This is a genomic window from Nguyenibacter sp. L1, from assembly GCF_035199985.1.
Taxonomy (GTDB): domain Bacteria; phylum Pseudomonadota; class Alphaproteobacteria; order Acetobacterales; family Acetobacteraceae; genus Gluconacetobacter; species Gluconacetobacter vanlangensis.
In genome coordinates this window covers 3020909-3046935 of the sequence record NZ_CP127015.1, presented here as the reverse complement: position 1 = coordinate 3046935, position 26027 = coordinate 3020909, and the positions used below count along the sequence as shown (strand labels likewise).

20 protein-coding genes are annotated in these 26027 nt (G+C 64.0%); 13 read left to right on the top strand and 7 right to left on the bottom strand.

Annotated elements, in window-relative coordinates; all coding sequences use genetic code 11:
• Window position 1 precedes the first annotated feature (1 nt).
• Window positions 2–2746, top strand: coding sequence for an MGH1-like glycoside hydrolase domain-containing protein (locus QN315_RS13645; protein ID WP_323989812.1), 2745 nt, complete (start codon window positions 2–4; stop codon window positions 2744–2746).
• Window positions 2747–2892: 146 nt separating this feature from the next.
• Here the strand turns inward: QN315_RS13645 and QN315_RS13640 are convergent, their stop codons facing one another.
• Window positions 2893–5433, bottom strand: coding sequence for a TonB-dependent receptor (locus QN315_RS13640; protein WP_323989810.1), 2541 nt, complete (start codon window positions 5431–5433; stop codon window positions 2893–2895).
• Window positions 5434–5937: 504 nt separating this feature from the next.
• On the opposite strand from QN315_RS13640, the gene QN315_RS13635 reads away from it, so the two are divergent.
• Window positions 5938–6873, top strand: coding sequence for a LysR substrate-binding domain-containing protein (locus tag QN315_RS13635; RefSeq protein WP_323989808.1), 936 nt, complete (start codon window positions 5938–5940; stop codon window positions 6871–6873).
• 62 nt (window positions 6874–6935) lie between these two features.
• Here the strand turns inward: QN315_RS13635 and QN315_RS13630 are convergent, their stop codons facing one another.
• Window positions 6936–8408, bottom strand: a complete 1473-nt coding sequence (locus tag QN315_RS13630; RefSeq protein WP_323989807.1) for an aspartate ammonia-lyase — start codon at window positions 8406–8408, stop codon at window positions 6936–6938.
• A 232-nt stretch (window positions 8409–8640) separates the two neighbouring features.
• Here QN315_RS13630 and QN315_RS13625 point away from each other — a divergent pair, with 232 nt between their 5' ends.
• Window positions 8641–9843: a pyridoxal phosphate-dependent aminotransferase gene (locus tag QN315_RS13625; RefSeq protein ID WP_323989806.1), complete on the top strand. Its 1203-nt coding sequence runs from the start codon at window positions 8641–8643 to the stop codon at window positions 9841–9843.
• A gap of 264 nt (window positions 9844–10107) precedes the next feature.
• Complete coding sequence (locus QN315_RS13620) at window positions 10108–11811, top strand: alpha-glucosidase (protein WP_323989804.1); 1704 nt, start codon at window positions 10108–10110, stop codon at window positions 11809–11811.
• Window positions 11812–11973: 162 nt separating this feature from the next.
• Here the strand turns inward: QN315_RS13620 and QN315_RS13615 are convergent, their stop codons facing one another.
• The 4 genes from QN315_RS13615 to QN315_RS13600 are packed head-to-tail and all read right to left on the bottom strand — an operon-like array spanning window position 11974 to window position 15000.
• Window positions 11974–12405, bottom strand: coding sequence for a biotin/lipoyl-containing protein (locus QN315_RS13615; RefSeq protein ID WP_323989803.1), 432 nt, complete (start codon window positions 12403–12405; stop codon window positions 11974–11976).
• Between the two features lie 14 nt (window positions 12406–12419).
• Window positions 12420–13787 (bottom strand): acetyl-CoA carboxylase biotin carboxylase subunit, encoded by a 1368-nt coding sequence (gene accC, locus QN315_RS13610; RefSeq protein ID WP_323989802.1) that lies wholly within the window; start codon window positions 13785–13787, stop codon window positions 12420–12422.
• The gene (locus QN315_RS13605; protein ID WP_323989801.1) at window positions 13784–14239 is read right to left on the bottom strand and encodes a biotin/lipoyl-containing protein; all 456 of its coding nucleotides are present in this window, start codon (window positions 14237–14239) and stop codon (window positions 13784–13786) included. The genes accC and QN315_RS13605 overlap by 4 nt, the downstream gene beginning before the upstream one ends.
• Window positions 14240–14244: 5 nt before the next feature.
• Window positions 14245–15000, bottom strand: a complete 756-nt coding sequence (locus QN315_RS13600; protein ID WP_323989799.1) for an SDR family oxidoreductase — start codon at window positions 14998–15000, stop codon at window positions 14245–14247.
• 479 nt (window positions 15001–15479) lie between these two features.
• Between QN315_RS13600 and pxpB the strand changes: the two genes are divergently transcribed.
• The 6 genes from pxpB to QN315_RS13570 all read left to right on the top strand — a co-directional run bounded on the left by pxpB (window position 15480) and on the right by QN315_RS13570 (window position 21734).
• Window positions 15480–16112, top strand: coding sequence for a 5-oxoprolinase subunit PxpB (pxpB, locus tag QN315_RS13595; RefSeq protein WP_323993511.1), 633 nt, complete (start codon window positions 15480–15482; stop codon window positions 16110–16112).
• Complete coding sequence (locus QN315_RS13590; RefSeq protein ID WP_323989797.1) at window positions 16109–17110, top strand: biotin-dependent carboxyltransferase family protein; 1002 nt, start codon at window positions 16109–16111, stop codon at window positions 17108–17110. Before pxpB ends, QN315_RS13590 begins: the two co-directional genes overlap by 4 nt.
• Before the next feature lie 2 nt (window positions 17111–17112).
• Entirely contained in the window at window positions 17113–17886 is a 774-nt protein-coding gene (locus QN315_RS13585) for a 5-oxoprolinase subunit PxpA (RefSeq protein WP_323989796.1), read from the top strand.
• A 180-nt stretch (window positions 17887–18066) separates the two neighbouring features.
• On the top strand, window positions 18067–18990 hold the full coding sequence (locus tag QN315_RS13580) for a DMT family transporter (protein WP_323989794.1): 924 nt from the start codon (window positions 18067–18069) through the stop codon (window positions 18988–18990).
• A gap of 161 nt (window positions 18991–19151) precedes the next feature.
• Window positions 19152–20342 (top strand): MFS transporter, encoded by a 1191-nt coding sequence (locus QN315_RS13575; RefSeq protein ID WP_323993508.1) that lies wholly within the window; start codon window positions 19152–19154, stop codon window positions 20340–20342.
• Between the two features lie 273 nt (window positions 20343–20615).
• Window positions 20616–21734: a patatin-like phospholipase family protein gene (locus tag QN315_RS13570; RefSeq protein ID WP_323989793.1), complete on the top strand. Its 1119-nt coding sequence runs from the start codon at window positions 20616–20618 to the stop codon at window positions 21732–21734.
• A 125-nt stretch (window positions 21735–21859) separates the two neighbouring features.
• On the opposite strand, the gene QN315_RS13565 is transcribed toward QN315_RS13570, so the two are convergent.
• Window positions 21860–22669: a hypothetical protein gene (locus QN315_RS13565; protein ID WP_323989792.1), complete on the bottom strand. Its 810-nt coding sequence runs from the start codon at window positions 22667–22669 to the stop codon at window positions 21860–21862.
• Between the two features lie 397 nt (window positions 22670–23066).
• On the opposite strand from QN315_RS13565, the gene QN315_RS13560 reads away from it, so the two are divergent.
• From QN315_RS13560 to QN315_RS13550, 3 genes are all read left to right on the top strand, one after another.
• Window positions 23067–23513, top strand: a complete 447-nt coding sequence (locus QN315_RS13560) for a hypothetical protein (protein ID WP_323989791.1) — start codon at window positions 23067–23069, stop codon at window positions 23511–23513.
• A gap of 166 nt (window positions 23514–23679) precedes the next feature.
• Entirely contained in the window at window positions 23680–25041 is a 1362-nt protein-coding gene (locus QN315_RS13555) for a DUF3300 domain-containing protein (protein ID WP_323989790.1), read from the top strand.
• Complete coding sequence (locus QN315_RS13550; protein WP_323989788.1) at window positions 25041–26000, top strand: DUF2950 domain-containing protein; 960 nt, start codon at window positions 25041–25043, stop codon at window positions 25998–26000. Before QN315_RS13555 ends, QN315_RS13550 begins: the two co-directional genes overlap by 1 nt.
• Window positions 26001–26027 lie beyond the last annotated feature (27 nt).

Here is a 26027-nt window from a genome sequence, read left to right as displayed (position 1 = left end):
GATGATGGATGCGATCCCCCCACGCCGCACTCTGTTCGAGACCACGGAGGGGCGCCGCCTGGCGCGCATTGCCGAGGGCGCGCCGTGGCGGCGCTGGGGGCCCTATCTGAGCGAGCGTCAATGGGGAACGGTGCGCGAGGATTACAGCGCCGGCGGCACGGCCTGGGATTATTTCCCGCATGATCACGCGCGCAGCCGGGCCTATCGCTGGGGGGAGGACGGCATTGCCGGCTGGGGGGACGACCATTTGCGCTGGTGCCTGGGGCTGGCGCTGTGGAACGGACGTGATCCCATCCTGAAGGAACGGATGTTCGGCCTGACCAATGCCGAGGGCAACCATGGCGAGGATGTCAAGGAGCTGTGGTATTACCAGGATGGCACGCCGACCCATTCCTATATGCGGATGCTGTACAAATATCCGCAGGCCGCGTTTCCCTATGCGCAACTGGTCGAGGAAAATCGCAGGCGTGGACAAGGTGATCCTGAATTCGAGATCGTCGACACGGGCGTTTTCGACGAGGGGCGCTATTTCGACGTGACCGTCGAATACGGCAAGGCGGATGTGGACGACACGCTGATGTGCGTCACCGTGGTCAATCGGGGGCCCGAGGAGGCCGTGCTGCATCTGCTGCCGCAATTCTGGGCGCGCAACATGTGGAGCTGGACGACCGAGATCGCGCGTGCGCGGATCCGGAAGGTGGCGGAGGATGTCGTGGAGACGGCGCATCCGCTCTTTCCCGCGCTGCGCCTGTATGCCGACGGAGCGCCGGAGATCTTGTTCTGCGAGAACGAGACGAATTTCCGCCGGATCTTCGGCATGGAGGCGTCTGGTTACTTCAAGGACGGAATCAACGATTATGTCGTCCATGGCGAGCGGGCGGCCGTCAATCCGGAAGGGGTGGGCAGCAAATGCGCCATGCTGCATCGGCTGGTGCTGCCGCCGGGCGGCAGCGCGCGCGTGCGGCTGCGCCTGCGGCCGGCGGGAGCCGAGGGAGCGCCCTTCGTCGATTTCGACCGCGTGTTCGACGACCGGCGCGCCGAAGCGGATGAATTCTATGCCGTGCTGCAGCAGGATGTTGCCGATTCGGGGCACCGGGCCGTGCAGCGCGCCGCCTTCGCCGGCATGCTGTGGTCGAAGCAGTTCTATTATTTCAATGTTTCGGCGTGGCAGACGGGCGATCCGACCCAGCCGGAACCGCCGCGCGACCGGGTGAACGGACGAAATGCCGAGTGGCGGCATGTCGACAATTACGATGTCATCTCGATGCCGGATAAATGGGAATTTCCTTGGTATGCGTCGTGGGACCTGGCGTTTCACTGCATCACCTTCGCGCTGATCGACCCGGATTTCGCCAAGGCGCAACTGATTCTGCTGACGCGTGAATGGTACATGCATCCCAACGGCCAGTTGCCGGCCTATGAATGGGCGTTCGGCGACGTCAATCCGCCGGTGCATGCGCGGGCGGCCTGGCGCGTCTATCAGATCGACAAGGCGATGACCGGAAAGGGGGATGTTGCTTTCCTGGAGCGGATCTTCCACAAGCTGATGCTGAATTTCACCTGGTGGGTGAACCGCAAGGACGCCGGCGGGCGCAATATCTTCCAGGGCGGTTTCCTGGGCCTGGACAATATCGGCGTGTTCGACCGGTCGCGGCCGCTGCCGACCGGCGGCATGCTGAGCCAGGCCGACGGTACGTCCTGGATGGCGATGTATACGCTGAACCTGCTGCGCATCGCGCTGGAACTGGCGCATGGCGACGCGGTCTATGAGGACATCGCGACGAAATTCTTCGAGCATTTCCTCTATATCGCCTATGCCATGGAGCGGGTCTGCGGCGATGGGTGCGGGTTGTGGGACCCGGAGGACGAATTCTATTACGACGTGCTGGATCTTTCGGACGCGCGGGTGCCGCTGCGGCTGCGGTCGATGGTGGGGTTGATCCCGCTGTTCGCGGTGGAGATCCTGCGGCCCGGCGCGGATGTCCAGCTACCGGATTTCACAAAGCGGGCCCGCTGGTTCGTGAGGCACCATCCGGACCTGGCCGCGCTGATCTCGCGCTGGCAGGAGCCGGGCAAGGGCGCCGAATACCTGCTGTCGCTGCTGCGCGGGCATCGGCTGAAGGCGCTGCTGCGCCGGGCGCTGGACGAGGCGGAGTTCCTGTCCGATTACGGCGTGCGGTCGCTGTCGAAATATCATCAGGCGCATCCGTTCGTCTTTACGCATCGCGACCAGACCTATCGCGTCGAATACGAGCCGGGTGAATCGCGTTCGGGCGTGTTCGGCGGCAATTCCAATTGGCGCGGGCCGGTCTGGATGCCGGTCAATTACCTGCTGATCGACTCGCTGTATGAATTCCACCGCTATTACGGCGATGATTTCAAGGTGGAGTTTCCGGTCGGGTCGGGCCACCAGGCGAGCCTGGCGGCAGTCGCCGACGATCTGCGGGACCGGCTGGCCGCCTTGTATGCGTCGGCGGAAGACGGCGGCCGTCCTGCCCTGGGCGGCAGCGCGCTGTTGCGGCGCGACCCGCATTTTCGCGATCATCTGCTGTTCCATGAATATTACCATGGCGAGACGGGAGCCGGGCTGGGCGCATCGCACCAGACCGGCTGGAGCGGGCTGATCGCGCTGCTGCTGTTTCCGCGCGATCCGGCGAGCCCGTGCGGCCTGGCGGTTGCCGGGACGACGATTTCGGCCCGCGATCACGGCGCATTGTCCGGTGGCGCGCAGCGGGGTGGTCATTAAAAATTTTGTTTCCGAAAGAATGGAGCCCGAGAATCGTTCCGCACTATCTGTCGGTGGCGCCGAGCCGCTGATCCGGATCGGCCGGCATCGAGCAGCCGGACCCGCGTGACGAGCCGGCCCGGTGGAAAGGGCCGGTTTTTCGATCTTCAGAATGTCAGGTCCACGCGACCGTAATAATACCCGCCCGTCATCGGGATGCCTGCCGCGTAGGTGTCGTAGATGTTCGTGCCGTTATAGCGAGTCGATTGCGGGATCTGGCGGGGGCGAATGTTGAAGATGTTGTTGGCGCCCAGCGCGACGTGCCAATGCGGATTGATGCGGTAGCCGACCTGCAGATCGGTCAGCCAGCGGGGCGAGCCCTTGAACTGGTACCAGCACTTGGTCGAATATTGCTTCGGCGATCCGTCGGGGCAGGTCCCGGTCGCCCAATCCTGGTAGGTCAGCAGGCTGGAGGTTTCACCGTAGCGGCTTTGGCGGACATTGATGTCGACATCACCGATCGTCCACAGCGCGTTGAGGATCAGCTTGCTGCGCGGATATTCCGTCGTGAACATCGAGATCGCCTGGGCATTGAGCAGCGGCACGCCGTTCGCGCCGCTGGCGATGTGGCCGACGCGCGTCCGGTTCAGATCCAGCGCCGCCGTGAGGGCCAAATTGCCGTAGCGGTGCAGATGCAGCAGGTAATCCGCCTTGATGTCCACGCCCTGGGTGCGCGTGCTGGCGCCGTTCGTGATGTAATTGGCCGTGACGTTCTGTGCCGGAATGCTGGACGGCACGTTGAAGCCGAAGGATTGCAGGGCGGCGACCGCCGCCGGGCCGTTATAGGTGCTGCTGCTGACGAGACGGTCGCGGATCGCGATCTGGTAGGCATCGACTTCGACGTGGAACCCGTCGACCGGTTCCAGCACGAAGCCGCCCGACAGGTTCCAGGACCGTTCGGGCTTGAGCGGCGTGGCGCCCAGATCGTGCGCGGCCGTCGAACTTGCGGGCAGGAGGCCGCCGGCGACCGTCGGCGACAGGCTGGCGGACCCGTAATGCTGCTCGGCCAGGGTGGGCGCACGGAAACCGTTGCTGATCGTCCCGCGGATCGCGACCCTCCGCGTGATATCGTAGCGCGTCGAAACCTTGCCGTTTTCGGTATTGCCCGAATCCGTATAATGCTCGAACCGTCCCGCCAGGTCGACGTCCCAGTGCGCAAGCGGCTTGATGTCGGTGTCGACATAGCCCGCCCAGATGTCGCGGCTCCAGGACCCGGCGTTCCGGGGCGTCAGCCCGACGATGGCCTGCGGACCGCCGAGCTGGTAGGAGGCGGGTTCGCCCGGCGTCAGTTCATAGGTTTCGAGCCGATGCTCCGCCCCGAAGGCCAGGTTGAGCGGCATCCGGAACGGCAGGGTGAAGCCGCGGCGGAAATCCAGCTTGTTGTCCCACTGCGCGGCTGTGAAGCCCTTGAGGAAGAAATTGGTCTTCGCGTAGCCACACCCGTCGCCGGACGCATAGGGGGAAGCGGGATCGGCCGAGGCGGGGACGCATGTCGGCTTCAGCATGCCGAGATTGACGTTGTTGGTCGTCGAGATATTGATCTGGTCCGCGCCGTATGTGGTGGCGAGATTCCAGTCGAAGCCGAAGAGATCGTGCCCTTTGAGCCCCAGCGTGGCGGCGTAGTCGTTTTCCTCGCCCGCATCGATCGGCTCGAAGCCGGACGGATAGACCGAGGGCAGCACGGTGGGCAGGCGATATTGTTCGAACGCCTGCGCATGACGGTGGGCGTACGTGATCATGCCATAACCGTCCACCGTCTCGGACAACGGCTTGCCGAAGGTCAGCGCCAGGGATTCCCGGGTTTCCTCGGGGACATTGGTGACCTGGTTCACGTAAAGGGGGATTGCGAGATGTCCGGTATACGCACCGGCCGTATAGGCGCCCGGGGGCGCCTGGTTTTCGATCAGCCGGTGGTCGATCGCCCGGATGACCGAATCGTCACGATGCATGAACTGCCCGGACAGGTGCAGATATCCGTCGCTGCCCAGGCTGGCGCCGCCATCGGCGTCGAGCTGCGTGGTCCAGCCGTCGCCGTTATAGGCGTTGGCGCCGGTCGTCGCGCCGACATGAAGGCCCGAAGGCTTCTTCTTGGTGATGATGTTGACCACGCCGGCGATGGCGTCGGAGCCGTACAGCGCGGCGGCGCCGTCCTCCAGCACCTCGATATGATCGATCGCCGCGGCGGGAATCGTGTTCAGGTCGGTGGGGGTGGAGCCGAAATTCACCCCCGCGCCCGTGCTGATGTTCGCGGTCGTATGGCGGCGGACCCCATCGACCAGGATCAGGACGTGGTTGGGGTTCAGCCCGCGCATGCGGATGGACGATGTCAGGGCGTCGGCATTCTGTCCCATCGCCTGGATGTTGATGGAGGGGTAGGTCCGTGCCAGCGCGTCGGCGAGGTTGGGCGTGCCCGCGCGCGCCAGCGTGGCGGCCGTGACGACCGATACCGGGCTGGAGCTTTGACGCGCATGGCGGTTGGGCGCGCGCGTGCCCGTCACGATGACCTGCTCGTCGGCATCGGCCTTGTGTTTCGATTGGCTGCCGCGCGACTTGCCCGGCGCAGGGGCACCCGGGGATTTCCCGACATTGCCTGCATCATGGGCCAGGCCATTGGCGGGGGTGCCGGCGTGGGCCCGCGGAGCGGGCATCGCTGCCGCGATCGCGAAAAGGCTGAAGAGGGCCCGACGGGTTGTCGGCCGCAAGGCGGTGCCGGCCTTCCACCACGGTGCAGGCGCATCCGGCCTATTCCCCAGCCGGGCCGCGGACATCGCGATCGGAAGATCGATGCCGCCATGCGATCGCGGCTGTCGGGAATATTGAAACACCATATTCGCCCATCCCATTTTGTACTGAATAAGGAATGATATTAAAACGCAACATTGCGTACGCAATTACAGTGCCGCGCGGGCCGTATACCCGCCGCAATACTGTCGATTGCCGGAAATCCGAGGCAGAAACGCCGACTGCTTCGTCGTAAGTTACGATACAGTCACGAATATGGCCGCATAATTAAATTATATGGGTCGTGCCGGCGGCAGACGGGCAGCCCGGATCGGGCAGCGTCGCCGGTAGCGGTTCGCGTGTTCGTTGACGGGCAGAATGGGACTGCCTAATATCCGGGCAAGGGCCATGCCTGCGAGACGGAGTTTCCATTGGATATAAGGCGGCTGCAGGCATTTGTAAAAATTATCGATCTTGGCAGCATCTCTCGTGCCGCCGATCTCCTGAACATTGCCCAGCCCGCGCTCAGCCAGCAACTGGCGGCCCTTGAAAGCACCTTCAGGCAGAAACTCGTCATCAGGAGCAAGAGCGGCGTGACCCCGACGACGGCGGGGACGGAACTCTATCGGCACGCCCAGACGCTGATCAAGCAACTGGACAGGGCCATGGTGGAAATCACCACCGGCGCGGGTCCCCTGGTCGGCAAAGTCTCGGTCGGCCTGTCGCCCTATAGTGCCGGATCCACGCTTGCCGTGGAGCTTCTCCGGCGGGTGCGGACGCACCTTCCGGGCATCGTGCTGCATCTGACCGAGAGTTTCGACGACATATACAGCGAACTGATCATGACCGGCCGCCTGGACATGGCTGTCATACACGGGGCCGGCCCGGTCAAGGGCGTCATCTTCACGCCCTTGATGAAGGAGGATTTTTTCCTGCTGGCGCCTGCGTCATCGGCCTTTCGGCAGGATGCGGACGGAGCGGTGCAACTGGCGGATATCGTCGACGTTCCCCTGCTGGTTCCACCCAAGCATAATTTTGTCCGCCGTCGCATCGACATGGCCTTTGTGCGCAAGCAGCTTACGCCCAGCATCGTCGCGGAAATCGAGGCGCTGCCCACGTTGCAGGACGCGATCGCCGAGGGAATCGGCAGCACGATCCTGCCATGGTCGGTCGCGAGCCGGATCGTCGTTCCCGAACGATCGCGCATCTATCCGTTGCGCAATCCGGTCATCCAGGAAGACGTCTCGCTGTGCATTCCCGAGACCATTCCGGAGACCGAGGCGTCCGTCGCGGTGCGGGAGCATCTGGTCGACCTGGCCCGGGCCATGGTTACGTCCCGCAACTGGCCGGGAACGCAGGCCACCTGACGGCCGGGCTGGAAACGCGTGGCGGCGGCCCGATATGCGCTTCCAAACGGGTTCCGAAGAGATCATCCCTCCTGCCCGAGATTCGGCCTGGTCAGCCTGTCCGGGCGCAGGAGGTCCGCCAGGGTTTCCGGCGCAAGACGTCGTTCTTCCAACACGAGATCGGCGATCTTTCTCCCTTCGGCGAGCGCGCGTTTGGCGAGGGCCGAGCAGACGTCGTAGCCGAGCACCGGCACCAGCGCCGTGACCACGCCGATATTGTTTTCGGACAGGGCGCGGCATCGTTCGATGTCGGCCTCGACCCCGGCGATACAGCGGGAGCGCAACGTATCGGCGGCGGCGGTGAGCAGCTTCATCGAGGACAGCAGGCAGTAGCCGATCATCGGTTCGAACGGGTTCAACTGAAGCTGGCCGCCTTCGGCGCACATGGTGATCGTCAGATCATGTCCGGCGACGAGATAGGCGACCTGATTCACGACCTCGGGTATCACGGGATTGATCTTGCCGGGCATGATCGACGAGCCCGCCTGGACGGCCGGCAGGACGATTTCCCCCAGGCCGGCGCGCGGCCCGCTGGACAGCAGCCGCAGGTCACTTGAGATCTTGGACAGTTTGATGGCCAGGCGCTTCAACGTTCCGGAGAACATCGTGAAGGCGCCGACATCCGACGTGGCCTCGACGAAGTCGGGGGCGGAGGTGACCGGATGTCCGGTCAGCCGGGCCAGTTCCGCGATCGCCAGGCGCGCATAGCCAGGGTGGGTATTCACGCCGGTGCCGATCGCGGTGCCCCCGAGATTGACGGGCAGGAACATGGCGGAGTGTTCGCGCACATTCCGGATTTCCGCCTGGATCATGCTTCTGAAGGCGCCGAATTCCTGGCCCAGCGTCATCGGTACTGCATCGCGGAGCTGCGTGCGGCCGACCTTGAGGATCGACGAAAATTCCCGTGCCTTCGCATCAAGGCTTTCCGCCAGCGCCGCGAGCGATGCAAGCAGCGGATCGACGGCGAACAATGCCGCGAGCCTGAGCGCCGTCGGATAGGCATCGTTGGTCGACTGCGCCATGTTGACATGATCGTTGGGATGCAGGGCAGCGTAGTCCCCCCTGGATCTGCCGAGGATTTCCAGCGCGACGTTTGCGATGACCTCGTTCGCGTTCATGTTGGTGGAGGTCCCTGCCCCGCCCTGCATGACATCGACGACGAAATGCGCGTGGTAGCGCCGATCGCCCGCTATCCTGACGCATGCGGCCTCGATCGCGGCGGCGCGTTCGCCGTCCAGATGACCCAGGGCGTGATTGGCGCGGGCGGCCGCCTGCTTGACGATGACCAGCGCCCGCACGAGTTCCGCGAACGCGCCGATGGGCGTTCCGCTGATGCGGAAATTCTCGATCGCCCGTCCGGTATGCACCCCCCAATAGGCGTCGGCGGGAATCTCGACCTGTCCCAGCAGGTCGCGTTCGATGCGACGATCCGCGCGCCCGTCCGCGGGGAAGCAGGGGCGGCCGGTGCCGTCGTCGTTCCGTATCAAGTCCGCCATGGTGAATCCCGACCCCGGAGAATAGGCCGATCGGATCGGCCTCCGGCGCCATTTCGCCGTCATGCCGACCAGACCATATCCCCATCGTAATGTTGGGGGCGCCGTGCCTCCCCATATAATAGTTGTATGGGGCCAGACTGTTTTCGTCGGTATCTCGCCGGACGTGGAACGATCTAGAGTGATGCCGATGGATAGTACGTCATCCTGACGACCGCGCGTGGAGAGACCATTGATGCCTGGCTTTGCAGACCGCCTGGATGGGATTGCGATCTCGGCTTCCGCCGCCATGACGGACAAGGCGACGGCGCTCAGGGCCCAGGGCGTGCGGATCGTCAGCCTGTCGTCGGGCGAACCCGATTTTCCGACGCCTGAGCATGTCGTCGCGGCCGCCGTCGCCGCGGCGCGTGGGGGCGATACCAAATATCCGCCGCAGGCCGGCAAGCCGGCCCTGAAGAAGGCCGTGCAGCATAAGTTCCTGCGCGACAACAACCTGCGCTACGAACCGGACGAAATCCTGATCGCGAACGGCGCGAAGCAGATCATCTTCAATGCGATGATGGCCACCTGCAATCCGGGTGACGAGGTGGTGCTGCCGGCCCCCTACTGGATCAGCTATGCCGACATCGCGCGGCTGGGCGGCGCGCAGGTGGTGCAGGTGCCCTGCCGGGCCGAGAATGATTTCAGACTGTCGTCCGAGGCGCTGGAAGCGGCCATCACGCCGAAGACAAAATGGCTGGTGCTGAATTTCCCCAACAATCCGACCGGGGCCTGCTGCCCCCGCGAGGACATTGAGGATATCGCCGCCGTCCTGATGCGGCACCCCCATGTGTGGATCCTGACCGACGACATATACGAACATCTGGTCTATGACGATTTTGCGTTCTGTACGCTGGCCGAAATCGAGCCTCGCCTGAAGGACCGGGTCCTGACGGTCAACGGCGTGTCGAAAAGCTATGCCATGACCGGCTGGCGCGTCGGATTCTGCGGCGGTCCCCGGGCGCTGATCGCCGCCATGAACAATATGCAGGGCCAGGCCACCAGCGGCATCAACACGATCGCGCAGGCGGCGGCCATCGCGGCGCTGGAAGGCCCCCAGGATTACCTGAAGGATCGCGCGGCCGAATACCAGGCCCGGCGGGATCTGGTCGTGGGCCTGCTGAACGCGATCCCCGGGCTGCGGTGCCACACGCCGCAGGGCGCCTTCTATGTCTATCCCGAAATCGGCGCCTGCCTGGGCAAGCGCACGGCGGGCGGCCGCCGGATCGAAAGCGACACCGATTTCGTCATGGCGCTGCTGGAAGAGCAGCAGGTCGCGACCGTGCAGGGCGCGGCCTATGGCATGAGCCCCTTCTTTCGTATCTCCTATGCGACCGATACGGACACGCTGCGCGAAGGGTGCCGGCGGATTGGCGAATTCGTGGCCGGCTTGACGTAAGGTACCGATAATTTCCGGGGTGATGCACCGGATGCACACACTCGCCCCTTTGCGAACGAAACTCCGTTTCTCTCTTTTTGGAAAGAAGAAAGATCCTCGCTTTACTTGACAGACACAGGCGGCGGATCCACTTCGTGAACCTCTCAGCATTTTTATGCTGTCGCTTGAGCGAAATTTCTTTTTTCCATGTCCTCAAAAAAACCGAGTGAGATGCGAATGCTGAAGCGGAGACGCTTGTTGAGTGGTGCTGCCGCTGGAGCCGGCATGATCATGATCGGCCGATCATACGCCGCTTCCGGTGTCCAGTCCGAGACGACGCGTGCATGGTGGAAGGAAGCTGTCGTCTACGAGATCTATCCACGCTCATTCAAGGACTCAAACGGTGATGGGATAGGGGATCTTCGGGGAATTATTGACAAGTTGCCCTACATCCGAGACCTCGGTGCCGATACGATCTGGCTTGCGCCAATCTTTCAATCCCCCAATCGCGACAACGGCTACGATATCAGCGACTACAAGGCGATTATGCCCGAGTTCGGGACTATGCGCGATTTCGAGATGTTGATGGCAAAAGCCTCCTCTCTCGGCATTCGCGTTATTCTCGACCTCGTTGTCAATCACACGAGCGATCAGCACCCCTGGTTTCAGAAAAGCCGCGCATCCCACGATGGCCCTTATCGGGATTATTACATCTGGCGTGACTCCGTGCATGGGCATCCACCCAATAACTGGCCGTCAGCCTGGGGAGGAAGCGCATGGACATTTGAACCGACAACCAATAGCAGCTATCTGCATCTGTTTTCTCCGTATCAGCCCGACCTGAATTGGGATAATCCCTTCGTTCGTGATGAGGTGTTCTCCATCATGAAATTCTGGTTGGATAAGGGCGTCTCCGGATTCAGGATGGACGCCATCACGATGATTTCCAAAATTCCGTCCCTCAGGGACATGAGTCTGGAAGAACTGAAGGCTCCAGAATACGTGTATGCTGCGGGACCGCATTTGCACGCCTATCTGCGCGAAATGAATGATCGCGTTTTGTCACATTACGACGTGATGACCGTGGGCGAGGCATATGGCATGCATGCGCAGGACATCCCGCTCTTCACGGAGAGCGCGCGTCGGGAACTCGATATGGTTTTCGCCTTCGACATCGTCCATGTCGACCGGCAAGGTTGGCGTAAAATCGCCTGGCCGTTGTCCAAGCTGAAGGAAATCTACGCTGCTGCAGGCCGGCCAAGGTCGCCGGACTCATGGAATACGGTCTTCCTCGACAATCACGATCAGCCACGTGCTGTTTCGCGCTTCGGAAACGATGCCGCACCCTTCCGGGAGGTCTCGGCCAAAGCGATCGCGACCCTGCTTCTAACCCAGTGCGGAACACCCTTCATCTATCAGGGTGAAGAACTGGGAATGACGAACCTTCCGTTCAATGGGCTTGACGATTTCGAGGACGTCCAGGTCCCTATTGAGTGGGACGCCAAGGTGAAACGTCAGGGGGTCAACCCGGAAGCGTTCTTCGAAAGCCTGAAAGGGTTGGGACGCGATAATGCACGCAGTCCCATGCAGTGGGATATGACGAGGAATGCCGGATTTACCACGGCGAATAAGCCTTGGTACCGGGTGAATCCAAACTATATTGAAATCAATGCGCAAGCTTGTTTACAGAACTCGAAATCGGTGTACCACTATTTTCGAGATCTCATCGCGTTGCGGCGTAAATATCCAGTGTTGATCTATGGCTCCTATCAAGATCTGGATCCCGATCACAGCGCCGTATTTTTCTACTCCCGAGAGTCCGGCAATAGCAAGCTGTTAATTCTGATTAACATGTCGGATCGTGGCTTTACCTATGCCTCACCCCATCTCGCCAAGGTATCGCCTTTGATCTCCAATGTGGAACACCGCAGCGTGACAAAGGGTATGACCTGGTTAGCCCCTTGGGAGGCGCGAGTCTATGTGGCGTGACACCATGTAAGGGGCTTTCAAGGGGCAGTGAGCGGCGGAAAGTCGCGCGGCGGCCGCCGCCACTGGTGCCCGGTCGTGACGACATGGAGGCTCACCACCTAAAAAAATGCCGCAGGTCCGCACAACCGGCTGAAGTCACTCAACTCATTTCCGTTCAGGCTCTTACACCGGCCTGATCGCGAGTATGTCCGCGCCGTACCCGACGAGCGTGTCCGGCTGTTCGAGAACGTCCGTCACCACGCCGTCGACCGGTGCCGTGACGGGAATTTGCAGCGTGTCGATGGTCAGGAGGGCAACCACGTCGCCCTGCCGCACGGTCGCGCCGACCGGGGCGAACGGGTCGTCGCGCGATGGGTGACGCAGGCAGAGGCGGCCGAAAAACGGTGCCTTGGCGAGGATGGAGCCGGCCGCGCCGGACGGGAGTGCGGGGGACGTGGCGGGCGCCGCCGGCACGGGATTTGGGTCCACGGAAATACGCAGCCGGCTGCCCGGGCCGCTGGACAATTCCAGGAATGTCAGGCCCGCTGCGGCCAGCCATTCGGCGATCCGGCCGATTTCCGCGATATCGGGGAGCGTCTCGCGATCCGGGACCATGGGCGATGTTTCCGTCACGGCGCCACCCTTTCGGCAAGCCAACGTTCGAGATAATGAATATCGACGCCGCCCGCCTGGAAATGCGGGTCCGCCAGAATATCCCGATGCAGGGGCAGGTTGGTCGACACGCCTTCCACCCGCATTTCGGCCAGCGCGACGCGCAGGCGCGCGATGGCCTGTTCGCGGGTTGCGCCATGGGCGATGATCTTGCCGATCAGCGAATCGTAATAAGGCGGAACCGTGTATCCGGCGGTCACGTGGGTGTCGATCCTGATCCCTGCCCCGCCGGGCAGGTCCCAGCGCGAGACCAGCCCGGGCGACGGCATGAACGAGAGCGGATCTTCGGCATTGATCCGGCATTCGATCGCGTGGCCGTGGGTCAGGATGTCTTCCTGCCGGATGTCCAGCGGCTCGCCCTGCGCGATCCTGAGCTGCGCGCAGACGATATCGATGCCGGTCGTCGCCTCGGTGATCGGATGTTCCACCTGCACGCGCGTATTCATCTCGATGAAGGCGAAGATGCCGTCTTCGTAGAGGAATTCGAAGGTGCCGGCGCCGCGATATCCGATCCTGCGGCATGCCTCGGCGCAGCTTTCGCCGATTTCGGCGATGAGGGCGGGCGGAATGCCCGGCGCGGGCGCTTCCTCGATCACCTTCTGATGGCGTCTTTGCAGTGAACAGTCACGCGCCCCCAGCCACAAGGCCGTACCGTGCGTGTCGCACAGGACCTGGATTTCGACATGGCGGGGCTTCTGCATGAAGCGTTCGAGATAGAGCGTGGGATTGCCGAACGCCTGCTGGGCTTCCTTGGCCGTCAACGTCACGGCTTCGGCCAGATCGCCTTCGGTCCAGACGACGCGCATGCCGCGCCCGCCGCCCCCGCCGGACGCCTTGACGATCACGGGATAGCCGACCTGTTTGGCCAGGGCGTGGATTTCGTCCAGCGCGGGCGGCAGCGGCCCGTCGGAACCCGGTACGCAGGGAACGCCGGCCGCGCGCATGGCGCGCTTGGCCGTGATCTTGTCGCCCATCAGGCGAATGGACGCGCCGGTGGGACCGATGAAGGTCAGGCCGGCGGCTTCGACGGCATCGGCGAAATCGGCGTTTTCGGACAGGAACCCGTAGCCGGGGTGAATCGCCGACGCGCCCGTGGCACGGGCGGCCAGCAGCAGGGCGTCCGGATCCAGATAGCTGCGGGACGCGGCCGGAGGGCCGATGCACAGCGCGATGTCGGCCGCGCGCACATGACGGCTTTCGGCGTCGGCCTCGGAATGGACGGCCACCGTTTCCAGGCCGAGCGCGCGGCACGCGCGCTGGATACGCAGGGCGATTTCGCCACGATTGGCGATCAGCACCCTGCCGAAACGTCGCTGCCCGTTCATGCCAGGCGGAACAGGGGCGCGCCTGCCTCGACTTCCGCCCCGTCCTGAACGAGGATTTCGGCGATCCGACCCGACAGGGCCGTCTTGACGGCGTTGAAGACCTTCATCGCTTCCACAAGTCCAACCTGCTGACCCGCCTGCACGTCCTGCCCGGCCACCACATAGGGCGGCGCCCCCGGCGAGGGGGAGAGATGAAAAACGCCGTAGGTGGGGGCCGTGACGAGGCGCGGCGCCTGGGGCGCCGCCACGGGCGGCGGGTCCGGCAGGGGTGCCGGGAGCGGGACGGCCGCCTGCGCCGCCGCCGGGACCGGGGCGAGGATTGGGGCGAGGATTGGGGCGCCGGCGTCGCCACGGACCAGCCTGATCGACTGGCCGCCTTCCTCGATCTCCAGTTCGCGGATCGGGCCGCGGGCGACGAGGTCGATCAGGCGTTTCAGGTGCTGGATGTCCATTGGCGTCACGCCGGATCGGCGGATTTCTTCGCGAAATTCAGGCCGCCGACGACCTGCATCGTCGGCAGGACTTCCATGAAGCTGACATTCATCCGTTGCGGCGCAAGCACGGCGAAGGCAACGGAATCGGCGATGTCGACGGGCAGAAGCGATTCATATTCGTCGAAGAAGCGCCGTTTCGCCTCCTCCATATCGCCGATCAGCCGGCCGAAGACCTCGGTTTCCACGCGTGCCGGGGAAATTTCCGTGACCCGGATGGCCGAGCCGTAGAGATCGCACCGCAATTGCCGGGACAGGGAGTGCACACCGGCCTTCGTCGCATGATAGACCGTATTGCCGCCGGCAAAGGCATAATGACCGGCGATCGAGCTGATATTGACGATATGCCCGCGGTTCCGCCGGACCATGCCGGGAACGACCAGATGCGTCAGTTTCAGGACCGCGCGCAGGTTCACGTCCACTAGGGCGTCGATATCCTCGGCGGTCGTGTCGGCGATATTGCCCGTGCGGGATTGTCCGGCATTATTGACCAGGATATCGATTTCGACGGTCTTCGCGATCTCGGCCATGCCGTCATGATCGGCCACGCTGACGGCATGGGGGGTGCAGCCGGTGTCGTCCGCCAGCCGCGCCAGCCTCTGCTTGTCCCGCGCGACCGCATGAACGGCGATGCCGGCCGCGCGCAGGCGGCCGACGATGGCCGCCCCGATTCCGGACGATGCGCCGGTCACGAGGGCAGTGCGATAGGGCTGGTTGCTCATCTCTTCCGGATCCTGATGATGCGTCGACCTGATATTCCCTTTGATGCTAGTTTCGTAACGATCGCATGGCCAAGAGCAGTTTGTTCTTGCGTCATAAGATAATGCGATGGAAGCGCGCGCTTTCGAGCCATAAGATTATCCGATGGCTTCACACTGAAAATGGCTCTGGCGAGTCCCTGGTGAAACGCCCTAGTGTCCTGGCCGAGAAATTCTTATGAGAATTTCCCGGATCAGCAGGCCACTAAAATATTGATTCTGGCGCATCGCACGGACGAGCCGAGACCGTGTCGTTTCGATATCGGTTTCAGAGTCCGACCTCTCGCGCCTTCGGGCGTGAGCGATCGTCATGCTGGAGACGGCACAGGGTGAACGAAGACACGACGCAGACGCACGATGCCGGCCTTGCCGCCGATCGGCCGCATGACATCACGGACGGTAAAGTCACGGACGGTCCGGCGCGCGATGCGCCGGTCATCAGCATGATCGGGACGCGGGCGATGCTGTTCGAGGCGCCGGGCGATTTTACCCTGGCCCAGCAGCGGCGGATCTGGGCCCTGATGGACGAAGCCGGCAGCCGGGCCGACGTCGCGGAGCTGATCCCCGGCGTCACGAACCTGATGCTGGTGTTCCGCGCCCCACCGGAACGGCCCCGCATCGTGGCGGACTGGCTGCGCGATGCGTGGGACAGGCTGCCCGAACGGCATATCGCGGGACGGCTGTTCGAGATCGGCGTGCGCTATGGCGGCGCGCTGGGGGAAGACCTGGCCCGTGTCGCCGCGCATAGCGGCCTGTCGCCGGCCGAAGTCATTTCCATTCATCACGCCGGCGAATACACCGTCTGCGCGCTGGGAAGCGCGCCCGGTTTCGGTTATCTGCATGGTCTCGACCCCCGCATCGCCACCCCACGGAAAGCGGTGCCGTCGCTGAAAATGCAGGCGGGCACGGTGACGATCGGCGGCATGCAGGCCGGCATTTCCGCCCTGACGGGGCCGAACGGCTGGAACGCGATCGGGTTTGCCGACATCACGCTGTTCGATCCGCAGACGGTTCCGGCCGCGCTGTTCGCGATCGGGGACCGCATCCGATTCCATCCGGAAAGCATCGTGCTGTGATCACGGTTCTGGAAACATCCGCCCTGAATACGGTGCAGGATCTGGGCCGCACGGGCTACCGCCAATTCGGCGTCGGCACGTCCGGCGCCATGGATCCGCTGGCCGTCGAAATCGGCAATGTTCTTCTGCGCAACCCGCCCGGCGCGGCCTGCATCGAAATCCAGACCTATCCGTTCGTCATCCGGTTCGAATCCGCCTGCGGCTTCGCCGTCACGGGGGTGGACGCCGCGCTGGACCTTGACGGGCGCCCCGTTCTGGCCTGGACCGCCGAACAGGCGGCGGCGGGGCAGGTCCTGACGGTGGGTCCGCCGCGAGGGGGGGCCCGTGCCTATCTGTGCGTGTCGGGCGGGCTGGACGTGCCCGTGGTCCTGGGGTCGCGCAGCACGCAGTTGCGCGGCGGATTCGGCGGCCTGTCGGGCAGGCCGCTGGAGGCCGGGGACGTGCTGAACGTGACGGGCGGTCCGGCTACGTCCGGCTATGGCGCATTGCCCCCGTCGGTCGCGCTGTGCCGGCCCTGCGACATCGATGACGGCGGCATCGTCACGCTGCGCGCCATTCCGGCGACGGATTTCCATCTGTTTACCGACGCGTCGCGCGAACGGTTCTGGGACACGGCATGGCGCATCACACCGCAGAGCGACCGGGTCGGCTATCGCCTGAACGGTGATCCGCTGCGCCTGCAACACCCCGTGGAACTGCGATCGTACGGCATCGTGCCCGGGATCATCCAGGTGCCGCCCGCCGGCGAGCCCATCGTGCAGATGGCCGATGCCAATACGGCGGGCGGCTATCCCCGGATCGCCGCCGTCATCGAAGCCGATCTGTGGCGCCTGGCCCAGGCACGCATCGGCACGCGCATACGCTTCGCGCGATGCGACCATGAACAAGGGGTGGCCGCCATGCAGCCGGTCGCATCCTATCTTGGCGACCTGCGCAGGATGGTCGCCCTGTATGGCGCGTCCGCCCGGCGGCGCGCGCCCCGCACATCCGGAGCCTGACGATGAAGATCGACCTGAATTCCGACATGGGGGAAGGTTTCGGCCGCTGGCGCATCGCGGACGATGACGGCCTGATGGACGTCGTTTCCTCGGCCAATATCGCGTGCGGGTTCCATGCCGGCGACTATGCCATCATGGACCGCACGGTCCAGGCGGCGAAGGAGAAACATGTCGGCATCGGCGCGCATCCCGGCCTGCCCGACCTGATCGGCTTCGGACGCAGGACGATGGCGGTCTCGGATGCCGAGATGGAGGCGATGCTGGCGTGCCAGATCGGCGCCCTGCAGGGGATCGCGGCCCGGCATGGACATCGCGTGACGCATGTCAGCTACCATGCCGCGTTCGGTACCATGGCCAATGCGGATGACGGGCGCGCCATGCGGCTGGCCCGCGTCATCGCCGCCCTGGATCGCGACCTGACGGTCTTCTCCATGCCCGGCCAGCCGACGGAACGCGCGGCGGAAAAGGCGGGGCTGCGCGTGCTGACCCTCTTCCTTGCCGATCGCGCCTACACGGATGCGGGAACCCTGGTGCCCCGTGGACGGAACGGGGCCGTCATCCATGACCTGACCGCCGTCCGGGCCCGGGTGCGCCAGTTTCTGGAGGATGGGTCGGTCCGGACCATCGAGGGGTCGCGGCTTGCGGTGAAGGCGCGCTCGATCCTGGTCCATAGCGATACACCCGGTTCGCTGGAACTCGCGCGGGCCATTCGCGCGGAAATCGAAGCGGCCGGCGCGGAACTGACGCCGGCCCATCGGCTGATGGACGGATGCTGATGGACGGATATGGGCAGGCATAAGAATCCGCTATCGCGCCGGAACGAACTTCTATGGCGGAAAGCGGCGCCTGGAGCATTACAGTCGCGTTATGATACGAACGCGGAACACCGAAGCGCCATCATCGATCCGTGACGGGGCGGGCGCGCGCGCCCGTCGTGCTGCAAGGTGGAATACGCGATGAAGCACGACCTGAAACGCGGTGCGTTCCTGCTGATTGCCGCCACGCTGTTTACCGCCATGCTGAACGCGCTGCAGAAGGTGACGGGGGCGAGGCTGTCCGTCTTCGAGATCATCTTCTTTCGAAATCTTCTTTCCCTGCCTTTCGTCATGCTGATCGCGGCACGGACGGGGATGACGTTGAGAACCAGCCATTTCGGCGGTCATCTGATGCGCTCGGCCGTCGGTCTGACCAGCATGATCATGGTCGTGGTCACGGTGACCCGGCTTCCGCTCGCGGACCAGCAGGTGCTGTCCTATACCCAGCCGCTCTTCCTCGTCCTGCTGTCGATTCCGTTGCTTCATGAAAACCCGTCGCGCCATCGCTGGATCGCGGTATCGATCGGTTTTTCCGGAGTCGTCGTGGTGGCTTTGGGCAAAGGGCTGCTGCAGCCGGGTCCCGCGTCCGTCCCGGGCTGGGCCTATGCCGTGGCCCTGGCGCAGGGCGCGGTGGGGGCGCTGACGACCATGCAGATCCGGCAATTATCGGCAACGGAATCCAGCACGACCATCGCCCTGTGGCAGGCGGTCCTGATGACGATCGCCACCGCGATACCCCTGCCGTTCGTCTGGACGACACCCCGCATGGACGATGCGCTGTGCCTTGTCGCCGTGGGCGCCTTTGCCGGCATCGCACAAATTCTGCAAACCGAGGCGTTCGCGTCGGCCCAGGTATCGGCCATCGGCCCCTTTGCCTATTCGGGACTGTTATGGGCCGCGCTTATCGGCTGGTTCGGCTTTGCGGAAGTGCCCGGCATCGGGATGCTGAGCGGCGCCCTGCTGATCGTCGGGTCGGGGCTGTGGATGCTGCGTCATGACCGGCCGAAAAGACGGAAACCGGCGAACCACGGGATGATGCCCCCCGTCAAAGGAGCGCAGCCATGACCGTGTCCCCCCGCGAATCCCGTTGCGAGCCCCGTTGCGAGCCTCTCTGCGACTCGCCGGATGCGCCGTCGGTTTCCGGCTTTCCGGCGACGTCCGCCGCGCATGCGCCGGCAGGCGGGAAAATCGCGTCGCGCCATGTCTTCTTCGCCCTTGTGTTCCTGATGTACGTCATCAGCTATGGCGATCGCGCGGCCCTGTCCATCGCCCTTCCCGCGCTGGGAAAGGAATTCGCCCTGAGCCCGGTCGAGATGGGCTGGGTGTCGTCCAGCTTCCTCTGGTCGTATTTTCTGTTGAACCTGCCGTCGACGATCGTGCTGGACATCGTCGGTGCCCGGCTTGTGGGCAGCGTCGCCGTCGCCCTGTGGTCCTGCGCGATGCTGCTGGGCGGCATGGTCCAGAATATTTCGCAATTCCTGATGACCCGCGTGCTGCTGGGGATCGGCGAGGCGCCCACGTTCGGCGTCGGGGCGACGGTCGTCAGGAACTGGGCGCTGCCGAAAGAGCGCGGATCGGTCATGACCGTGCTGCTGACCGGCATGCAACTGGGCCTGGCGGGCGGCACGATCGCGGGGGCGTACCTGATTGCCCTGTTCGGCTGGCGGTTCGAGTTCGTCGCGCTGGGAGCGATCGGCCTGGTCTGGGCGGCGGCGTGGTGGATGACGTACCGCAATCCTGCCGGGAGCATGCCCCGGCGCGGGACGGCCCGCATTTCGATCGGCGAGGTGCGGGCGCTTTTCCGGTCGCGCTCGTTCTTCGGGATCCTTGTCGTGCAATGCACGCAGAATTACCTCAATTTCCTGGTCATGTCGTGGATGCCGCTCTATCTGATCCACGAACTGCGCATCGACGTGACCGGATCGGGAACCAGCACCGCCTTATGCTATCTCTGTGCCGCGGCCGGCGCGGTGATCGTGGGCCGCGTTTCCGAGCGCATCGTTTTCCGGCGCAGGCTGCACCCCCCGCGCCGCCGGTTCATCGTGGCCGGCTGCCTCGGCGGGGCGGCGACGATCGGCCTGCTGCCGCATTTTCATACCATGACGCCGATTCTTCTGGTACTTTCGGTTTCTCTTTGCGGCCTGATCGCGGCGAACGGCGCCAATACCGCGTTGCTGACCGACCTGGTGGACGACGGACGCAAGATCGGGGCCGTGACCGGCGTCACCCTGACATTCAGCAATTCGCTCGGTCTTCTCGCCCCGATCGTGACCGGATACATCGTGTCCTATACGGGACGGTTCGACATTGCGTGGTATATGTGCGCCGCGGCGCTGGTCATGGCCGGGCTGGCGTCGATCCTGATGGTGGACCGGCCGATCGCCATGCGAAGCGGCGACATGCGCCGAGACGCGTAGGCGATGGGTTCCGACGCCGGAGCAGCGTCGAGCCGTCGTGAAGCCCACACGATATAATTATCGGAAACTTTTCCACATCCATACGTCTTGCAGAGACCGAACCGGTTTGTGTGCCGCCGCCCGCGGACATGCCGAAGGGTGTGAGCGCGAACGAGAATGGCCATGGGATACGGTCCGGATCTTCACGCGCCGGGGACGACAGCACGTCGGAGAGTTTTGGGCCTTGCCGCCGGCGGCGGCGTGGCCGCCCTGTTGACCGGATGCAGCCTGCCGATGCGGGGACCGGCCGTGCCGCTGGCCCGGACGCGCCAGGCCAGCGTGCTGGGCGTACCGAACGAGCGTTTCTTCCCGTTCTACGGGACGGAGCCCATGGAAGCCGAGGTCTTGGCGGCCCTGGAGCGGATGCGGCGGACGGGCGGCCTGGTGCCGGGTACGTTGCTGCCCGCGCTGCAATTGCTGGCGGTATCGGGCGGCGGAGAAAACGGCGCCTTCGGCGCGGGCGTGCTGTGCGGCTGGTCCGACCAGGGCACGCGACCGGTATTCCAGCTTGTGACGGGCGTCAGCACCGGGGCGCTGACCGCGCCGTTCGCCTATCTGGGATCCGGCTATGATCCGCAATTGCGCGCCGTCTATACCGAACTGACGCCATCCCACGTGCTTTTGCGGCGCTTCTTCACCGCCGCGCTGTTCAACGACGCGATGAGCGACAACGCCCCGCTGTTCCGGACCATCTCGCGATACTTGAACGCGGACATGCTGGCGGCGCTGGCACGCGGCTACGCCGATGGGCGGCTGCTCTTCGTCGGGACCACCGACCTCGACGCCCAGCAGCCGGTGATCTGGAATATCGGCGCCATTGCCGCAAGCGGACACCCCCGGGCATTGAACACGATCCGTCGCATCCTGCTGGCGTCCGCCGCGGTGCCCGGCGCGTTTCCGCCGACCATGTTCGACGTCGTCCTGGACGGCAGGCCTTATCAGGAGATGCATGTGGACGGCGGCGCCTTCGCACAGGCATTCTTGTACCCGGCCGCGCTGACACGGCTGCGGCGCCAGCGCATGGCCGCCGGTCAGCCCGTGGTCGCGGCGACCGCCTATGTCATCCGCAATGGTCGTCTGGACCCCGAATGGGCGGCGACGGAACGGAGCACTCTGGGCATCGCCGGACGGGCGATATCCACGATGATCACGGCCAGCGGGATCAATGACGTCATGCGGCTGTACAACACGACCCGGCGCGACAATATCGATTTCAATCTGGCCTATATCGGCCCCGACTTCGACATGAAGCTGCCAAGGCCGTTCGATCAGGGCTATATGCGGGCATTGTTCGATTACGGCTACCGGCGCGCGCGCGCCGGCTATCCCTGGGCGAAGGCGCCGCCGATTTAGAGGAGATCCCGGTCGTGAAGATTCTCGACAGTTTATCGGGCTTTCGGGTTGGGGGTACCTGCTTTCGACGATTTGCGGCAAGCATCGAGGATGAGGGGCGGTCTTTATCCCGTCAGCGCATCCGGTCAGTGCATCTGGGCCGGGCCGCCGAATCCCCGAATCGTCCATATCAGCGGCGAGGCATCGGCGCGAATGCTTCCTATGCGCGGCTGATTCAGATCCATGATCAGGATCATGCCGCCTGACCACATCATCAGCAGCAACGTGGTCAGGACGATGTGCCGATCGCCGCCGAGGCCCAGTTGATAGCCCAGGGCACCGATCGTCGCGAGTGCCTCGAGATAAAGCATCAGCACGATATTCGTCAGCACGTGGCTTTGGTACGCAAATCGCTGCGATGTGAAAAGGTCGAACATGTCATTCAACGCGCTGGCCAGCGCGATCGTCACCGGATTGGAGGCATGCCGGGCGATCATGCCCATGGAGCGCCATATGCCGTCCTGCAAGGCGCCCATCCGCTCGACCAGTCCGGGGATGTCCGCATTCGACTCCGCCGTGGTATAGGCGAGCGCGACACGGGCGTACTCTTCGATTTCCGCCGCGATCACAGCCGATTCGGCGCCATCGATCAAGTTCGCGCGCAGCCACGCCGTGCTGATGGCGTTTGCTTCGGCCAGCACGAGATCGCGGCGTGCCTCGAAGCGGTCCTGCGCGAAGTTTATGGACAGGCTCAAGGTAAACGCGAGCAGGCCGATCATTCCCGTCGTCAACGTGGCGCTTGCCGCGAGATCCGTACTCTTTTCCGATTTCCGTGAAGCGATGCGCCGTCCGAAGCGATAGCCGAATTCCGCCGCGAACATGAGAGACGGGAACAGGATACCCGCCACCCCGCCGATGCTCAATATCGACAGATGTCGGAAGGCCGCCAGAATCATCCGATGCCACAATCATCCGATACACCGATCATCCGATGCCTCCCATGCCGCGACACAGGCTGAGCGCGCCGCAAGTCCGTCACCGAACGGGCCGCGTCCTGCAGCAGGCCAGGTCATAGCGGGCCAGGTCGGTGGGAGTTTCCGCCTTATGGCCGGTTATCGTCGCCGCACCCGGGGACGGCCGCGTGTCTGTTCATATCTCTGTTCATACCTCTGTGACCGCTTCAACCTTTACGGTCCGCAGCCCGTTGAGCCGCTGCCCCGGATGAGCGAATCGAGCACGGGCCGCTTTGGCCATCCGGAAGGTTTTCCTTCAAGCAACATACCGGTCCTGGTTGCAAAGGTACCCGTCATGTCAGGGATTGTCTCTCGATGGCATAGAATGGTGTTTCCGGGGATGCTGCTTGCCGCGTCCGCCCTGGCGATTTTTCCTGGCGGATGCTCGGAAGGATCGAGCGACCAGCAGGGCGGTTCGTCGGGGCGCGTCCCGGACGGCTATGTCGAACTGCACGAGTTTCAGGTGGCGTTCATCGGAAGCGGCGGCGGCGGAAACGGCACCCTCACCTTCCGCGGAAAGACCTATCCGATCCGCTTTGGCGGCCTGGGTATCGGTGGGTTCGGCATCTCGTCGGTCGATGCGACCGGGGAAGTTTTCGACCTTCATGACATCAAGCAATTTCCCGGCAGCTACGGACGGGCACGTTACGGCTTCGCCGTCGGCACCGCGAGTGCCGGGCAGATGTGGCTGCAAAACGGCTCCGGCGTCGTGTTGCATCTCCACGCGAAGCGGAAGGGGCTGATGCTGAGCCTGGGCGGAGACGCCCTGGTCATTTCCATGAAGTGATCCTTGCGGCAAATTGCCGTGGGGACCATCTTTTTTGCGATACCGCCGTCAATTCGGAACCATCGTTTGCAACGACAGGGTCCGACGGCGACCCCGGCACATATGTCAAAGGCATGTCGTCCAAAAAAAGCCGGATGCGAACGCGCCCTGCAATGGAGGCTGTATCGTGGCGAGATGGACATACGTATTGGCGGTGCCCCTGGCCCTCTATACCCTGGCCCCGCCCGTTGTCGTCGCGCAATCGGTCACGGCGCAGACGCCCGCTGCGCCGCACGCCGCCACGACGCATGTTTCAAAGGAAGAACTGCGGCAGATGGTCGCGCCGATCGCGCTCTATCCGGACGCGTTGCTGACCCAGATTCTGGCCGCGTCCACCTATCCCCTAGAGATCGTGATGGCCGATCGATGGGTACGGGCACCCGGCAACGGGACTTTGAAAGGCGACGCGCTGATCCGGGCGCTGGATGGACAGGACTGGGACGCCAGCGTGAAGTCGCTGGTGCCGTTTCCGGACATTCTTCACACAATGAGCGAGAATATCGACTGGACGCAGAAGCTGGGTGAAGCTTTCCTGGCGCAACAGTCCGACGTCCTGGCCGCCGTGCAGGCGCTGCGGGGGCGTGCCGAGGCTGCCGGGACGCTCAAGAGCACCGCGCGGCAGACGGTCACGCACGAGGGGTCCAACTATGTCATCACGCCTGCGCAGCCCGATACAGTCTACGTGCCGGCCTACGACCCGAACGTTGCTTACGGCACCTGGCCCGATCCATCCTATCCGCCGGCATATTACCCGCCGCCGACCGGTACGTATGCGGCGTCGGCCCTGGCGACCGGACTGGCATTCGGTGCGGGTATCGCCATTACAAATTCGCTTTGGGGCTGGGGGCAACCGAATTGGGGAGCCGGCAACGTCAATATCAACGCAAGCCGCTTCAACGGCATCAATGCCAACCGCTACAATAATTTTCGCGCGAACGGTGCGGCCGTGACCTCGGGCAACTGGCAGCATAATCCCGACCATCGACGCGGCGTGGCCTATGCCAATCCGCAGGTGCGCCAACAATATCGGCCCGGCACCGGCGCCAATTCGGCACAACGCGAAGCGTTCCGCGGCCGCGCCGCGCCCGGGACGTCCAATATCGGTCAGAATCGGCAGGCCCCGACCAGGCGAGGGAACGCGGGGACGATCCAGCGCCCGAATGCGGGCGCCGGCAATCGACCGAATATCCGGTCCCCCGCCGGTGGCGGCGGCACCGCGCAAGCGCTCCGGAATAGTCCACGCACCGGTGGGGAAGGCAGATTTTCCGGAGCCGGATCACAGAACCGTCGGGCATCCGCGGGTGCTCCGGCCTTTCAGAGCATCGGCAACGGTGCGGGCGCGCGCGCGCAGGCAGCGCAGGGCCGTGCAAGCCGCGCCAGCATGTCCGGCGCCGGCGCCGCGCGTGGTGGGGGCATGCGCGGTGGCGGCGGTGGGGGCATGCGTGGCGGGGGCATGCGCGGTGGCGGCGGACGGAGAGGAGGACGTTGATGATGGGCACATCGTTGCGGCGACGGCTTGCCATCATTCCGCTTGTGCTGCCGCTTTTCGCGGCGGCTCCGGCGGCGACGGGCGAATATTTCGCCACGCCGGAAGCCGCGATCATGGCGTTGGTCCTCGGCGCGCGCGCGGACGATCGCGACGAACTCAGGACGGTGTTCGGCGAGGCGGGGCTGCGTGCCATAAGTTCGGGCGACCCGGCGGCCGATCGGGCCGGCGAGAACAGATTCGTCGCGGCCTACGACGCCGGCCACACGATCGCCATCCATGACGGGACAGCGATATTATCGATCGGCGCGGATCAGTGGCCTTTCCCGATTCCCCTGACCCATTCGCAGCACGGCTGGTCCTTCGACGTCCCGGCAGGGCTTGATGAAATTCTGGATCGTCGTATCGGCGCGAACGAGCTGTATACGCAGCAGGTCATGCTGGCCTACGTGGACGCGCAGTACGAGTATGCCCAAGGACTGCATGATGGCCGCAAGGTGCATGTCTACGCTCAACGACTTTTAAGCAGTCCAGGCAAGCAGGACGGGCTTTACTGGCCCACGGAGGAAGGACAGCCGCCCAGCCCGCTGGGACCGCTGGTCGCCGAGGCGTACGCGGGCGGCTATCACCCGGGCGGGACCGGCAAACCCCAGCCATATCATGGCTATTTCTTTCGCGTGCTGACGGCGCAGGGGCCCCATGCACGTGGCGGTGCCTATGATTATATCGCCGATGGATTGATGCTGGGCGGTTTCGGGCTGGTCGCGTGGCCGGTACGCTGGGGAAATTCCGGCGTGATGACATTCATCGTCAATCAGGATGGCGAAATCTATGCGAAGGATCTTGGGCCGGATACACCGGCCCTGGGCAGCGCCATGACCCGCTTCGATCCGGATCCGACGTGGCAGAAGATCGGTGCGCCCGCGCCGATCGCCGGCCAGGCCGGTGATGAGGGCGGGTAAGGATTGGCGAAGAGTCCGGGCCTTTCC